The organism is Streptomyces sp. NRRL WC-3605, assembly GCF_001509795.1.
Classification (GTDB): Bacteria; Actinomycetota; Actinomycetes; order Streptomycetales; family Streptomycetaceae; genus Streptomyces; species Streptomyces viridochromogenes.
This window is the reverse complement of record NZ_LLZN01000067.1, coordinates 42,125-56,207: the sequence shown is the minus strand read 5'-3', so window position 1 is coordinate 56,207 and position 14,083 is coordinate 42,125. Positions and strand designations below refer to the sequence as shown.

The window sequence follows — 14,083 nt, the reverse complement described above, 5'->3', positions numbered from 1 at the left end:
AACAGGAAGTACCGCCCTCCGCGTCGGACGTGGATCGACCGGAGCCGGAGCCCCGAGAACGATCAGAAGTCCATGTCACCGCCCGGCATGCCGCCGCCGGCCGGGGCCGCGGACTTCTCCGGCTTGTCGGCGATGACGGCCTCGGTGGTGAGGAACAGCGCGGCGATCGACGCGGCGTTCTGCAGCGCGGAGCGCGTCACCTTGGCCGGGTCGATGATGCCCTCGGCGATCATGTCGACGTACTCGCCGGTCGCGGCGTTCAGGCCGTGGCCGACCGTGAGGTTGCGGACCTTCTCCACGACGACGCCGCCCTCGAGACCACCGTTGACGGCGATCTGCTTCAGCGGGGCCTCCAGCGCGAGCTTCACGGCGTTGGCGCCGGTCGCCTCGTCACCGTCGAGCTCCAGCTTCTCGAAGACCTGGGAGGCCTGCAGCAGGGCCACGCCACCACCGGCGACGATGCCCTCCTCGACGGCCGCCTTGGCGTTGCGCACGGCGTCCTCGATGCGGTGCTTGCGCTCCTTGAGCTCCACCTCGGTGGCGGCACCGGCCTTGATGACCGCGACACCGCCGGCGAGCTTCGCCAGGCGCTCCTGCAGCTTCTCGCGGTCGTAGTCCGAGTCGCTGTTCTCGATCTCGGCGCGGATCTGGTTGACCCGGCCCTGCACCTGCTCGGAGGAGCCGGCACCGTCGACGATCGTGGTCTCGTCCTTGGTGATGACGACCTTGCGGGCCTTGCCCAGGAGGTCCAGGGAGGTGTTCTCGAGCTTGAGACCGACCTCCTCGGAGATGACCTCGCCACCGGTGAGGATGGCGATGTCGTTCAGCATCGCCTTGCGGCGGTCGCCGAAGCCCGGGGCCTTGACCGCGACGGACTTGAAGGTGCCGCGGATCTTGTTGACGACCAGGGTCGACAGGGCCTCGCCCTCGACGTCCTCGGCGATGATCAGCAGCGGCTTGCCCGACTGCATGACCTTCTCCAGGAGCGGGAGCAGGTCCTTGACGTTGGCGATCTTGGAGTTCGCGATCAGGATGTACGGGTCGTCGAGGACGGCCTCCATACGCTCCATGTCGGTGGCGAAGTACGCCGAGATGTAGCCCTTGTCGAAGCGCATACCCTCGGTGAGCTCCAGCTCCAGACCGAAGGTCTGGGACTCCTCGACGGTGATGACGCCTTCCTTGCCGACCTTGTCCATGGCCTCGGCGATGAGCTCGCCGATCTGGGTGTCGGCGGCGGAGATGGAGGCCGTGGAAGCGATCTGCTCCTTGGTCTCGACATCCTTCGCCTGCTCCAGCAGGGCGGCGCTGACGGCCTCGACGGCACGCTCGATGCCGCGCTTGAGGGCCATCGGGTTGGCGCCGGCGGCCACGTTGCGCAGGCCTTCCTTGACCAGGGCCTGGGCGAGGACGGTCGCGGTGGTCGTACCGTCACCGGCGACGTCGTCCGTCTTCTTGGCGACTTCCTTGACCAGCTCGGCGCCGATCTTCTCGTACGGGTCCTCGAGCTCGATCTCCTTGGCGATGGAGACACCATCGTTGGTGATCGTGGGGGCGCCCCACTTCTTCTCGAGGACGACGTTGCGGCCCTTGGGGCCGAGCGTCACCTTGACGGCGTCCGCGAGCTGGTTCATGCCGCGCTCGAGGCCGCGCCGCGCCTCCTCGTCGAACGCGATGATCTTGGCCATGTGAAGTGGTCCCTCCAGGACTGGGGGTGATTCCTTCGGACCGCGCCCGCGCCCGCGACGGACGGCTCGCCGGCCGCGTGGTTCCTTGCCCCACCTGGCCTGCGGGCCTCACCGACCCGGTCCTCCTTTGTCACTCTCACCTTCAGAGTGCTAACGCCAATGATTAGCACTCGGGGTACGAGAGTGCAAGGCGCCCGGGCTGCGCGCCCGTCGGCGGGCAGGGGCGCGCACGCACGCCGAAGGGCCCGCACCCCGGGAGGCGCGGGCCCTTCGAAGAAGAACGTCGCTGCTGTTAGTCGACGCGTGCTTCAGCTGGTCGCCAGCCGGACCATGTCCGCCTGCGGCCCCTTCTGACCCTGCGAGATCTCGAAATCGACCCGCTGGCCCTCTTCCAGGGTGCGGTACCCGTCCATCTGGATCGCGCTGTAGTGGACGAAAACATCCGCACCACCGTCGACCGCGATGAAGCCGTACCCCTTCTCCGCGTTGAACCACTTGACGGTGCCCTGAGCCATGCCTAACTCCCCTATTACTGGCCCTTGCACAGATCCACACTTCGCGGATCCGGGTCAGACCTCACCCCCCAAATCGGTCGGGGGCGTGCGCCGGAACGCGTCGACCGCGGCTGAATGTATCTGCCCAACTGCCGTCTGCAACAGGTCAATCGGACGAGAAATCCGGGCACGACCGGTCGGGAATGTGACGACAATTCCGCTGACTTCAGGTCAAGTCGGGCCGGGCAAACGGAACAAAAGCCGCATAGAACCCGCGGACTTTGGCTACTTCTTGTCGGGCCGGCGGCGGAAAGCAAAGACGGCCGGTCCATGGACCGGCGGTGCGTTCCCCAACTGTACCCCGCTCAATCACACAGAATTGCCTCCTCCGCTTCTCTCACGGAGGAGGCAATTCGATGAACGCTCGGTAACCGGCATTACCGAAGGTAATGTTCGGTCATCCGGTCAGCCGCCGGCGACGGCCGGAATGATGGAGACGCCGGCGCCGTCCGGGGTCGCGGTCTCCAGACCCTGCTCGAAACGCACGTCGTCGTCGTTGACGTAGACGTTGACGAAGCGCCGCAGCTTGCCCTGGTCGTCCAGCACCCGGGCCGCGATCCCCGTGTGGTTCTTCTCCAGGTCGGAGATGACCTCGGCCAGGGTGGCGCCCTCGGCGGCGACCTCGGCCTGACCGCCGGTGTAGGTGCGCAGGATGGTCGGGATGCGAACGGTCACGCTCATGCGAGGCCAGCCTCTCGGAAGGAGTCAAGGTTGGGACGAATCGTCGCGGTGAGGCCCGTACCCGCCACCGCGTCCAGCGTCTTGAGGCCGTCGCCGGTGTTCAGGACGACCGTGGTCTTGGCGGGGTCGAGCACCCCGCTCTCGATGAGCTTCTTCGTGACGCCCACCGTCACGCCGCCCGCGGTCTCGGCGAAGACGCCCTCGGTCCGCGCGAGCAGCTTGATCGCCGCGACGATCTCCGCGTCCGTCACGTCCTCCACGGCGCCGCCGGTGCGGCGCGCGATGTCCAGGACGTAGGGGCCGTCGGCCGGATTGCCGATCGCGAGCGACTTGGCGATGGTGTCCGGCTTCTGCGGGCGGACCACGTCGTGACCGGCCTTGAAGGCGGTCGACACCGGCGAGCAGCCCTCGGCCTGGGCACCGAAGATCTTGTACGGCCTGTCCTCGACCAGGCCCAGCTTGATCAGCTCCTGGAGACCCTTGTCGATCTTGGTGAGCTGGGAGCCGGAGGCGATCGGCACCACCAGCTGGTCCGGCAGCCGCCAGCCGAGCTGCTCGCAGATCTCGTACGCGAGGGTCTTGGAGCCCTCGGCGTAGTACGGCCGCAGGTTGACGTTCACGAAGCCCCAGCCCTCACCGGCGGGGTCGCCGATCAGCTCGGAGCAGAAACGGTTCACGTCGTCGTAGTTGCCCTCGATGCCGACGAGCTCGCCGCCGTAGACCGCGGCCATGACGACCTTGCCCTGCTCCAGGTCGTGCGGGATGAACACGCACGAGCGGAAGCCGGCGCGGGCCGCGGCGGCGCCCACCGCGCCGGCGAGGTTGCCGGTGGAGGAGCAGGACAGGGTGGTGAAGCCGAAGGCGCGCGCGGCCTCCAGGGCCTGCGCGACCACGCGGTCCTTGAAGCTGTGCGTCGGGTTGCCGGAGTCGTCCTTGACGTACAGGCCGCCGGTGACGCCCAGTTCGCGGGCGAGGTTGTCGGCCTTGACGAGCTTGGTCCAGCCGGGGTTGATGTTCGGCTTGTCCGCCACGTCGGCCGGGACGGGCAGCAGGGGCGCGTAGCGCCAGATGTTCGCGGGGCCCGCTTCGATGCGCTTGCGGAGTTCCTCGGTGTCGTAGGCCGAGAAGTCGTAGGCGATCTCCAGCGGGCCGAAACACTCCTCGCAGGCGAAGACCGGGCCGAGCGGAACCCGGTGGCCGCACTCGCGACAGGACAGCGCGGCGGCGGGGCCGAGGTCTACGGTGGAGTCGGTGCTGCTTGCAACAGTCTGCACAGCCATGTGAGGCGAGGCCCTTTCTCCTCATCTTCCTCACGACGCATCTCGCCGTGAGACGGATTTGGCACCTTCCCTAGCCGGGAGCCTCGCGAAGACGATCGGCGTGACGATCGACGCTGATCTACGAGAACCGACTGGAGGGTTGCCGGGGCTTCATCGGGCCGTGTCCCTCTGCCCCTCTGGATGAGCGGTATGCGGTTGTCCTGCGGTTGTGAACGCCGGGCGACCCTGACATGCGATGGTCACTCGCGTTGTTCAAGACTGTAACCGAAGGCCAGGACAGTTGAGAGAGCCGTCCGAACCGCGAGATGGATCACCGACGTCGTTCGACAGTGAGGAGCCGCCGACCGTGCTGGAAGAAGTCGAGCGCTGGCTGATCAGCCGCTCCTGGTCCCTGGCCGACCGACCGCTGCACCATGTGCTGGCCGCGAAGCAGCGCTCGGGCCAGTCGGTCTCGGTCGTCCTGCCCGCCCTCAACGAGGAGGAGACGGTCGGCGACATCGTCGCGATCATCGCCCACGACCTGGTGCACCAGGTTCCGCTGGTCGACGAGATCGTCGTCGTCGACTCCGGGTCCACCGACCGCACCGCCGAGGTCGCCGCGGCGGCCGGGGCGCGGGTCGTCCACCGCGACGACGTCCTGCCCCGCATTCCCGCCGTGCCCGGCAAGGGCGAGGTGCTGTGGCGCTCGCTGCTGGTGACGGGCGGGGACATCGTCTGCTTCGTCGACGCCGACCTGCGCGAGTTCTCCTCGGACTTCGTCCTCGGCATCGTCGGCCCGCTCCTCACCGACCCCGGCGTCGACCTGGTCAAGGCGATGTACGACCGCCCGCTCGGCGGCGCGTCCGGGCAGGGCGGCCGGGTCACCGAGCTGATGGCCCGCCCGCTGCTGAACATGCACTGGCCGCAGCTGGCCGGATTCGTGCAGCCGCTCGGCGGCGAGTACGCGGCCCGCCGCAGTCTGCTGGAACAGCTGCCCTTCCCCGTCGGCTACGGCGTCGAGCTGGGCATGCTGGTGGACGCCCTGCACCTGGTGGGTCTGGACGCCCTCGCGCAGGTGGACGTGGGCGTGCGCAAGCACCGGCACCAGGACGGGCAGGCGCTGGGGCGCATGTCCGCGGCGATCTACCGCACCGCCCAGCTGCGGCTGGCACGCGGGCATCTGGTGCGCCCGTCGCTGACCCAGTTCGAGCGCGGCCAGGACGGTTTCGAGCCACGGACGTACTCGGTGGACACGGAGGAGCGGCCGCCCATGGCGGAGATCGCGGAGTACGCGGCGCGCAGGGTCGCGTGAACGCCGCACCCAGGCCGTATACAGCGCGTACGTGAGCCCCCACTGAGCCGAACCGCACGTTTGAGCGTTTACGGGCCGGGCTAGGTTGAGGCGTATGGCTTCCCCGCAGACTGCTGCCAAGGTACTGGTCGCCTCGAACCGCGGCCCGGTCTCGTACGAGGTGCGCGACGACGGTTCTCTGCACCGCAAGAGGGGCGGCGGAGGCATGGTCTCCGGGCTGTCGGCGATCGGGCCGGACGCGGGCGCCCTGTGGGTGTGCTCGGCGCTGTCCGACGGCGACCGGGAGGCGGTGCGCCGCGGCGCCGGCGAGGACGGCGTGCTGATGCTGGACGTCCCGGCGGACGTGCACGCGGACGCCTACAACGGCATCGCGAACTCGGTGCTGTGGTTCGTGCACCACATGCTCTACCAGACCCCGCTGGAGCCGGTCTTCGACGCGGAGTTCCGGCGGCAGTGGGCCTCGTACGAGACCTACAACCGCGCCTTCGCCGAGGCCCTCGCCGAGCGGGCGGCCCCCGGTGCGGCCGTGCTGGTGCAGGACTACCACCTGACGCTGGTGCCCGGGATGCTGCGCGAGCTGCGCCCCGACCTGCGGATCGGGCACTTCTCGCACACGCCGTGGGCGCCGCCGGAGTACTTCGCGATGCTGCCCGACGACATCGCCCGGCAGGTGCTGGGCGGGATGCTCGGCGCGGACCGCCTCGGCTTCCTCACCCGGCGCTGGGCGGACGCCTTCGAGGCGTGCTGCGAGCGGTTCGCCGGCGGGCTCGGCGGCACCCGGATCGGAGTGCACGGCCTGGGCGCGGACGCGGACTTCCTGCGGGCCCGGTCGCACGAGGACGATGTGGCCGAACGGATGGCGGCGCTGCGCGAGGAGATCGGCACCGCCCCCGACGGCTCGCCCCGGCGCACCGTGGTCCGGGTCGACCGCACCGAGCTGTCGAAGAACATCGTGCGCGGCCTGCTGGCGTACCGGCAGCTGCTCGACGACCACCCCGAGTGGCGTGAGCGGGTGGTGCACGTCGCCTTCGCCTACCCCTCGCGGCAGGACCTCACCGTCTACCGCGACTACACGGCCGAGGTGCAGCGGGTCGCCCGGGAGATCAACGACGCGTACGGGACGCCCGGCTGGACGCCGGTCGTGCTGCACGTCAAGGACGACTTCGCGCGCTCCCTGGCCGCGTACCGGCTGGCGGACGTGGCCCTGGTCAACCCCATCCGGGACGGCATGAACCTGGTCGCGAAGGAGGTGCCGCTCGTCTCCGACGACGGCTGCGTCCTGGTCCTGTCCCGCGAGGCCGGCGCCTTCGAGGAACTCGGCGAGGACGCCGTCCCGGTCAACCCGTACGACGTGATCGGCACGGCCCGCGCCCTGCACGAGGCCCTGTCCGTCCCCCCGGCGGAACGAGCGGAACGCTCCAAGCGCCTCGCCGCCGCGGCGACGGCCCTCCCCCCGTCCCAGTGGTTCCTGGACCAGCTGAACGCGCTGAGGGACGACACGGCCTGACGCCGGGAGCCGGGCCGGGGCGGCACGGGGCCGTCGATGCCGGGCGGCGGGCGTGCGCCCGGACTCCCGCCCGAGCCCGCCGCCCCGGCCGGCGGCCAGTGGGTGCGCACGGCCCGGCCCGGTGGTGCGGAGCGGCTGTCAGAGGCGGTGCGCCGGGGCTCGTGTGCGGAGCGGGAGGGCCCGGCTCGGTGGGTGGTCAGTCCCCGCCCGGGCGGGTCGCGCCGATCCGGTCGGCCAGTGCGCGCAGCAGTCGGACGACGCCCTCGGGGCCGTTCACCACGAGGTCCGCCCGCTCGGAGAGCTCGGTGACCTCCTCGCTGCCGCTGCAGACCAGGAGGCCGGGGGTGCCGGCCGCGCGGAGGGTGTCGACGGCGGCGTAGGCGGGCAGGTCGCCGAGGTCGTCGCCGGCGTACAGGACCGCCTCGGCGCCCAGGTCGCGGGCGAGGTCCCGCAGGGCCTTGCCCTTGTCCATGCCCGGCGGGCGCAGTTCGAGGACCATCCGGCCCGGCTCGACGATCAGGCCGTTGCGTCCGGCGAGGTCGGTGAGCGGGCCGCGCAGGGCGTCGAAGGTGCCCTGCGGGTCGGCCGCGCGACGCGTGTGCACGGCGACCGCGTGCCCCTTGTCCTCGATCCAGGTGCCGTCCTCGTGGCCGGCCAGCAGGCCGGGCAGGGCGGCGCGGACGGCCGCGACCCCGGGGTGCGGGTCGGGCGCGGACACCTCGCCGCTGACCGCGTCCCAGCGCTCGGCGCCGTAGTGCCCGAGCACCACCAGGTGCTCCAGACCCGCGATCCCGGCGAAGCCGCCGTGGTGCACGGCCACCTCGGCGGGCCGACCGGTGATCACGGCCACCGCGGCGACCTCGGGCGCGAGCGCGGCGAGCGCCGGCACCGCCTCCGGGTGGGCCCGCGCCTTCTCGGGGTCGGGCACGATCGGCGCGAGGGTCCCGTCGAAGTCCAGCGCGATCAGCGCGCGGGCGGGCCGGGCGAGCAGCGCGGCGAGTCCGTCCCGGCCGGGTCCGGTGGCCGGCTCGGGCAGGGCCGCGCCGGGCGAGGACGGGGACGGGTCGGTCAGGTCGTTGTGACGGGCCATATCGGGACCCTATCCAGCGGCGCCGGACCTATCCCTGCCGTCAGCGCTCCGCCCGGCGCGCCTCGCGCACCCGGCGCAGCCGGTTCACCGTCACCGGGTCGTGGGCCAGGGCCCGCGGGTCGTCCAGCAGGGCGTTGAGCAGCTGGTAGTAGCGCACCGGGGCCAGGCCCAGCTCCTCGCGTATCGCCCGCTCCTTGGCGCCGGGGCCGGAGAAGCCCCGGCGCTCCAGGGCGAGCACGGCCCGTTCGCGGTCGGCGAGGGCGGCGTCGGGCCGGTCCTGGTGCTGGTCCATGCCTGGCACCGTAACCCCCGCCACCGACAGCGGCTCCTACTCGGCCCCGTCCAGCTTGGTCGCCGTCGCCTGGAGCCGGGCCAGGACCGCCGACGGGCTGCCGCCGGAGGCGACCGTCGAGCCGATGGTCTTCTTGACGTCCGCGCTGACCGCGGCCCAGGAGGTCCGGCCGACCGGGTAGAGCTCGGAGGACGGCAGCTGCTCCAGGAAGGGCTTGAGGTCGGCGTCCTGCTCGGCGCCGGCCATCACCTCGGACGCGGAGGTGGTGACGGGCAGCAGGTCGTAGCGCCGGGAGAAGTCCAGGACGTTCTGCTTGTCGTAGACGAAGTCGAGGAACGTGCCGATCTCCTCGGCGTGGTCGTTCTGCTTGAACGCCATCATCCAGTCGGCGACGCCCATGGACAGCTTGGTGGGCCCGTCGGCGCCGGGCATGGGCACCATGCCGAACTTCACGCCCTTCTTCTGGGCGGTCTGCATCAGCGAGGGGTGGCCGTTGAGCATGCCGACGTCCCCCTTCGCGAACGCGGCGAAGGCGTCGGCGCGGTTGAGTTCCCCGGGCGGGACGGGCCCGGTGAGGCCCTTGCCGACCAGGTCGTCCTTCAGCCAGGTGAAGGTGGCGACGTTCTCCGGGGAGTCGATGCTGTAGGTGCCGAGCTGCGGGTCGGTGTAGCCGCCCCCGCCGCTGAGCAGCCACTGCATGGTCTCGGCCTGCGCCTCCTCGGACCCGAGCGGCAGCGCGTACGGGTACTTCACGCCCCGCGCCTTGAGCGCGGCGGCGTCGGCCGCCAGCTCCTTCCAGGTCCGCGGCGCGGTCAGGCCGGCCTGCTCGAAGAGCGACTTGTTGTAGAAGAGCAGCCGCGTGGAGGACGCGAACGGGATGCCGTACTGCACGCCGTCGACCTGGCCCGCCTCGGCGAGCTGCGGGACGAGGTCGGCCTGCACCGGGATGGACAGCAGGTCGTCGGCCTCGTAGAGGAGGTCCTTCGCGGCGTAGTCGGCGTAGGCGCCGATCTGCGCGAGGTCGGGCGCCTCGCCCGCGGCGACCATCTCCTTGACCTTGGCGTCGACCTCGTTCCAGGAGTACACCTCGACGTCGACGGTCACCCCGGGGTGCTCGGCCTCGTACGCGTCGGTGAGCTTGTCCCAGTACTTCCGCGAGCTGGTCGCCTTGCCGTCGCCGTAGTCGGCCGCCACCAGCTTCAGCGTGACGTCGTCCGAGCCGCCGGTCACCCCGCAGCCGCCCAGCACCGCCGTCATGCCCAGTGCGGACACCACCGCCGCCGCTCCCGTACGCCTCCGACCACGCCGCTGCACGCGAATCCGCCCCATACCTCTGTTCGAAATTTTCGAATCGTCATACATATTGCCCCCATAGGTCTACACCACGTAAGTGGACTAGACCTCTCGTGGGTGCGCAAGACACACTGTCCCCCGTGAGACATGTCATCGCCCTCGATGTGGGCGGCACCGGGATGAAGGCCGCCCTGGCCGGGGCGGGCGGTGAACTGCTCCATCAGGCACGCAGGGCGACCGGCCGCGCCCGCGGCCCGGAGGCCGTCGTCGAGGGCATCCTCGACTTCGCCGCCGAGCTGCGCGCCTACGGCGAGGAGCGCTTCGGCGAGCCCGCGGCCGCCGCCGGCGTCGCGGTCCCCGGGATCGTCGACGCCGCGCGCGGCATCGCCGTGTACGCCGCCAACCTGGGCTGGCGGGACCTCCCGCTGCGCGACCTGCTCGCCGAACGGCTCGACGGCATCCCCGTCGCCCTCGGCCACGACGTCCGCACCGGCGGCCTCGCCGAGGGCCGTGTCGGCGCGGGGCGCGGGGCCGACCGTTTCCTGTTCGTGCCCCTCGGCACCGGGATCGCCGGCGCCATCGGCATCGACGGCCGCGTCGAGGCGGGCGCGCACGGCTTCGCCGGCGAGATCGGCCATGTCGTCGTCCGGCCCGGCGGCGCCCCCTGCCCCTGCGGGCAGCACGGCTGCCTGGAGCGGTACGCCTCGGCGGCCGCGGTCAGCGAGGCGTGGGCCGCCGCCTGCGGCGACCCGGACGCGGACGCGGCGGACTGCGCCAAGGCCGTCCTGTCCGGCGACCCGGACGCCGTCCGCGTCTGGCGGTCCGCCGTGGACGCGCTCGCCGACGGCCTGGTCACCGCTCTCACCCTGCTGGACCCGCGCACCCTGATCATCGGTGGCGGCCTGGCCGAAGCGGGGGAAACCTTGTTCACACCCCTGCGGGCCGCGGTCCGGCAGCGGGTCACCTTCCAGAAGCTGCCGTCCATCGTCCCCGCGGCCCTGGGCGACACGGCGGGATGCCTGGGTGCCGGGCTCCTGGCGTGGGATCTCCTCGACAACACCGACCGTACGGAGGTAACTCCCTGATGGCGAACGCCCTAGGGGCGCGGGACAGCGCCGAAGAGCGGCTCCGCCGCGGAGCGCGACCGGCCACGCCGCACCCGCAGCCCGCAACGGACAAGGTGCCTTTCATCCTGTCCGGCGCCCACGTGGTCATGCCGACGGGAATCCTCCAAGAGGGCCAGGTGATCGTCGACGGCTCCCGCATCGCCGGCACGGCCCCGGAGAACGCCCGGTCGATCGACCTCACCGGCCACTGGCTCGTGCCCGGCTTCGTGGACATCCACAACCACGGCGGCGGCGGGGCCTCCTTCACCTCGGGCACGCCCGAGGACGTCCTCAAGGGCATCCACACCCACCGGGTGCACGGCACCACCACCCTGGTCGCCTCCACCGTCACCGGCGACATGGACTTCCTGACCCACCGGGCCGGGCTCCTCTCCGAGCTCGCCGAACAGGGCGACCTGGCGGGCATCCACTTCGAGGGGCCGTTCATCTCGCCGTGCCGCAAGGGCGCGCACTCCGAGGAGCTGCTGCGCCACCCGGACCCGGCGGACGTCCGCAAGCTGGTCGACGCGGCCCGCGGCCACGCGGCGATGGTCACCCTCGCCACCGAACTGCCGGGCGGCATCGACTCCGTACGGATGCTGGCCGAGCACGGCGTGATCGCCGCGATCGGGCACACGGACGCCGACTACGAGCAGACCGTGGAGGCGATCGACGCCGGAGCGACGGTCGCCACCCACCTCTTCAACGCGATGCCGCCGCTCGGCCACCGCGAGCCCGGCCCGATCGTGGCCCTGCTGGAGGACGAGCGGGTGACGGTCGAGCTGATCAACGACGGCACGCATCTGCACCCGGCCTCCCTGGAGCTGGCGTTCCGTCACGCGGGCGCGGACCGGGTCGCGTTCATCACGGACGCGATGGACGCCGCCGGCTTCGGCGACGGCCGCTACATGCTCGGCCCGCTGGAGGTGGAGGTCGCCGACGGTGTGGCGCGCCTGGTGGAGGGCGGTTCGATCGCGGGCTCGACCCTCACCCTGGACCGCGCCTTCAAGCGGGCGGTGACGATCGACCGGCTGCCGGTCGGGGACGTGGTGGCGGCCCTCTCGGCCAACCCGGCGAAGCTCCTCGGCCGTTACGACCGCGTCGGCTCCCTGGAGCCCGGCAAGGACGCCGACCTGGTGGTCCTGGACGCCGACTTCGGCCTCAAGGGCGTGATGCGCCGGGGCGAATGGGTGGTTGAGCCACAACTGGGGTGATGTGTCCAGCTGTTGAGGGCGGCGGTTGTCCTGGGAGACTGTGACGGCCGCCGCCCTTTTGGCATGATCGTGACGCCCGCACGGGACGTCCGGCGGGCGACGGCACACACATCGAGAACTTCTTCGGGGGAGGTCGGCCCAGGTGATCCTGACGGTCACGCTGAACACCGCTCTCGACATCACCTACCGGGTCGGGGCGCTGCGGCCCCACGCCTCCCACCGGGTCTCCGGGGTGACCGAACGCGCCGGCGGCAAGGGCCTGAACGTGGCCCGCGTCCTGGCGGCCCTCGGGCACGAGGTGACGGTCACGGGCTTCGCGGGCGGCACGACGGGCCGGGAGGTGCGCGAGCTGCTCACCGCCACCCCCGGCGTGGTCGACGCCCTGGTGCCGGTGACGGGTCCGACCCGCCGCACCGTCGCCGTGGTCGACGACCGCACCGGCGACACGACCCAGCTGAACGAGCCCGGCCCTACCGTCTCGCCCGCCGAGTGGTCCGCCTTCCAGGAGGCGTACGGCACCCTCCTCGCCGCCGCGTCCGCGGTGGCCCTGTGCGGCAGCCTGCCGCCGGGGGTGCCGGTCGGCGCCTACGCCGGACTGGTCCGCTCCGCGCGGGCGGCCGGGGTGCCCGTACTCCTGGACACCAGCGGGGAGGCGCTGCGCCGGGGCGTCGCGGCCCGCCCGGACGTCCTGAAGCCGAACGCTGGGGAACTGGCCGAGCTGACCGGCTCGCACGAGCCGTCACGGGCGACGCAGGACGCGCGGCGGCGGGGCGCCCGCGCGGTCGTGGCCTCCCTCGGGGAGGGCGGGCTGCTCGCCGTCACCCCGGAGGGCCGCTGGCGTGCCGCGCCGCCCGCCCGGCTGCGCGGCAATCCGACGGGCGCCGGTGACGCGGTGGTCGCGGGCCTGCTGTCGGGCCTCGTCGAGGGGCTGGCCTGGCCGGACCGGCTGGCCCGGGCGACGGCGCTGGGCGCGGCGAGCGTGGTGGCCCCGGTGGCCGGCGAGTTCGACCGCGGCACCTACGAGGAGCTGCGGGACCGGGTGGCGGTGACCGGCGAGGTCACCGCCGCCTGACGGCTTCGCGGGCCACGGGGCTCAGGACTTGACCCAGCCCTTGACGAGCCACACCTGGTCGAGCAGGGCGTCGCACTGGTTGCCCTCCTCGCACGACACCTTGATCGTGTTCGTGCCCTTGTTGAGCTGGATGTAGTTGTAGGTCTTCGTCCAGCCCTTCTCGTAGTCGCCCTCGGCCGCGTGCGCGTAGTTCTTGAGGTTGACCGGAGCGGTGGAGGGCGTGCCGTTGACGGTCAGCGTGGCGTTGCCGTCCTTGCCCGGGACGCTGTAGCCGACGTAGACGGTGTACTTGCCGCCCTTCGGGATGCCGTTCACCGTCCAGGTGACCGACGAGCCGGCCTGGTTGAAGCCGGTGACGTACACGCCGCCGTCCGCCTGGGCGCCCTTGACGTCGGACGCGGTGGCCGCGGTGCCGCCGAGGGCCAGCGTCTTGGCGTCGCTCTTCGGCAGCTCGACCTCGTCGCCGGGGTCGGCGGTCTTCGACGGCCCGGAGTCCTTCGTCTGGGACTGGGTCGGGGTCGCCGGCGTGTCGTCGCCCTTGGCGTCCTTGTCGTCGTCGCCGCCCAGCATGGCCACGCCGATGCCGATGACGACCGCCGCGACGACGGCGATGGCGCCGATCAGCAGGCCCTTGGTGTTGGGCCCGCGGCCGCGGCCGCCGGATCCGGTGCCGGTGCTGTACGACGTCTGGGTCGTCGGCGCTCCGCCGGGCAGGGTCTCCGGGGCCGCGTAGTGCGCGTTCGGCTGGCCGTAGGAGCCCTGCTGCTGCGGTGTCTGGCCGTACCCGGCCCCCGGCTGCGGGCCCTGCTGGCCGTACTGGCGCTGGCCGACCGTACGCACCCGGTTCACCGCGTTCGGGTAGCCGTAGCCACCGGACGGCGGCTGGGCGCCATTGGCCTGCCCGTCGGCGTAGAGGTAGCCGAACGGGTCGTCGTCCTCGGGCGTAGTGGCGCCGTTGTTGCCGGACGTCATCCCTTGGTACTCCTCACCAGGTGCGGGCTGCGATGCATGGGGTCAG

Annotated in this window: 13 protein-coding genes and 1 riboswitch; of the genes, 5 read left to right on the top strand and 8 right to left on the bottom strand. The window is 71.7% G+C overall.

Going from position 1 to position 14,083, the window contains the following annotated elements; translation table 11 throughout:
* Positions 1 to 62: 62 nt before the first annotated feature.
* The 4 genes from groL to thrC form a co-directional block, all read right to left on the bottom strand.
* Positions 63 to 1,685, bottom strand: a complete 1,623-nt coding sequence (groL, locus tag ADL34_RS22295; protein ID WP_062669037.1) for a chaperonin GroEL — start codon at positions 1,683 to 1,685, stop codon at positions 63 to 65.
* A gap of 308 nt (positions 1,686 to 1,993) precedes the next feature.
* A complete protein-coding gene (locus ADL34_RS22290) occupies positions 1,994 to 2,200 on the bottom strand; it encodes a cold-shock protein (RefSeq protein ID WP_019057200.1) in 207 nt (68 codons plus the stop codon).
* 444 nt (positions 2,201 to 2,644) lie between these two features.
* Entirely contained in the window at positions 2,645 to 2,920 is a 276-nt protein-coding gene (locus ADL34_RS22285; protein WP_055625113.1) for a MoaD/ThiS family protein, read from the bottom strand.
* Positions 2,917 to 4,200: a threonine synthase gene (gene thrC, locus ADL34_RS22280; RefSeq protein WP_062669038.1), complete on the bottom strand. Its 1,284-nt coding sequence runs from the start codon at positions 4,198 to 4,200 to the stop codon at positions 2,917 to 2,919. The genes ADL34_RS22285 and thrC overlap by 4 nt, the downstream gene beginning before the upstream one ends.
* An 18-nt stretch (positions 4,201 to 4,218) precedes the next feature.
* Positions 4,219 to 4,387: riboswitch (SAM riboswitch) on the bottom strand.
* 159 nt (positions 4,388 to 4,546) lie between these two features.
* Here thrC and ADL34_RS22275 point away from each other — a divergent pair.
* The gene (locus ADL34_RS22275; RefSeq protein WP_062669039.1) at positions 4,547 to 5,491 is read left to right on the top strand and encodes a glucosyl-3-phosphoglycerate synthase; all 945 of its coding nucleotides are present in this window, start codon (positions 4,547 to 4,549) and stop codon (positions 5,489 to 5,491) included.
* Positions 5,492 to 5,585: 94 nt separating this feature from the next.
* Positions 5,586 to 6,998 carry an alpha,alpha-trehalose-phosphate synthase (UDP-forming) gene (locus ADL34_RS22270; protein ID WP_062669040.1) on the top strand — a complete coding sequence of 471 codons (1,413 nt, stop codon included), beginning with the start codon at positions 5,586 to 5,588 and terminating at the stop codon, positions 6,996 to 6,998.
* Between the two features lie 196 nt (positions 6,999 to 7,194).
* On the opposite strand, the gene otsB is transcribed toward ADL34_RS22270, so the two are convergent.
* The 3 genes from otsB to ADL34_RS22255 are packed head-to-tail and all read right to left on the bottom strand — an operon-like array spanning position 7,195 to position 9,709.
* Entirely contained in the window at positions 7,195 to 8,088 is an 894-nt protein-coding gene (otsB, locus tag ADL34_RS22265) for a trehalose-phosphatase (protein WP_062669041.1), read from the bottom strand.
* Between the two features lie 40 nt (positions 8,089 to 8,128).
* On the bottom strand, positions 8,129 to 8,380 hold the full coding sequence (locus ADL34_RS22260) for a DUF3263 domain-containing protein (protein WP_062669042.1): 252 nt from the start codon (positions 8,378 to 8,380) through the stop codon (positions 8,129 to 8,131).
* 36 nt (positions 8,381 to 8,416) lie between these two features.
* On the bottom strand, positions 8,417 to 9,709 hold the full coding sequence (locus tag ADL34_RS22255) for an extracellular solute-binding protein (protein ID WP_062669043.1): 1,293 nt from the start codon (positions 9,707 to 9,709) through the stop codon (positions 8,417 to 8,419).
* A gap of 104 nt (positions 9,710 to 9,813) precedes the next feature.
* Between ADL34_RS22255 and ADL34_RS22250 the strand changes: the two genes are divergently transcribed.
* The 3 genes from ADL34_RS22250 (at position 9,814) to ADL34_RS22240 (ending at position 13,065) form a co-directional block, all read left to right on the top strand.
* Positions 9,814 to 10,758: an ROK family protein gene (locus tag ADL34_RS22250; RefSeq protein WP_062669044.1), complete on the top strand. Its 945-nt coding sequence runs from the start codon at positions 9,814 to 9,816 to the stop codon at positions 10,756 to 10,758.
* 128 nt (positions 10,759 to 10,886) lie between these two features.
* Complete coding sequence (gene nagA / locus ADL34_RS22245) at positions 10,887 to 11,993, top strand: N-acetylglucosamine-6-phosphate deacetylase (RefSeq protein WP_062669102.1); 1,107 nt, start codon at positions 10,887 to 10,889, stop codon at positions 11,991 to 11,993.
* 142 nt (positions 11,994 to 12,135) lie between these two features.
* Positions 12,136 to 13,065 (top strand): 1-phosphofructokinase family hexose kinase, encoded by a 930-nt coding sequence (locus ADL34_RS22240; protein ID WP_062669045.1) that lies wholly within the window; start codon positions 12,136 to 12,138, stop codon positions 13,063 to 13,065.
* Positions 13,066 to 13,086: 21 nt separating this feature from the next.
* Here the strand turns inward: ADL34_RS22240 and ADL34_RS22235 are convergent, their stop codons facing one another.
* Positions 13,087 to 14,037, bottom strand: a complete 951-nt coding sequence (locus ADL34_RS22235; RefSeq protein WP_062669046.1) for a CBM35 domain-containing protein — start codon at positions 14,035 to 14,037, stop codon at positions 13,087 to 13,089.
* Between the last annotated feature and the right edge of the window lie 46 nt (positions 14,038 to 14,083).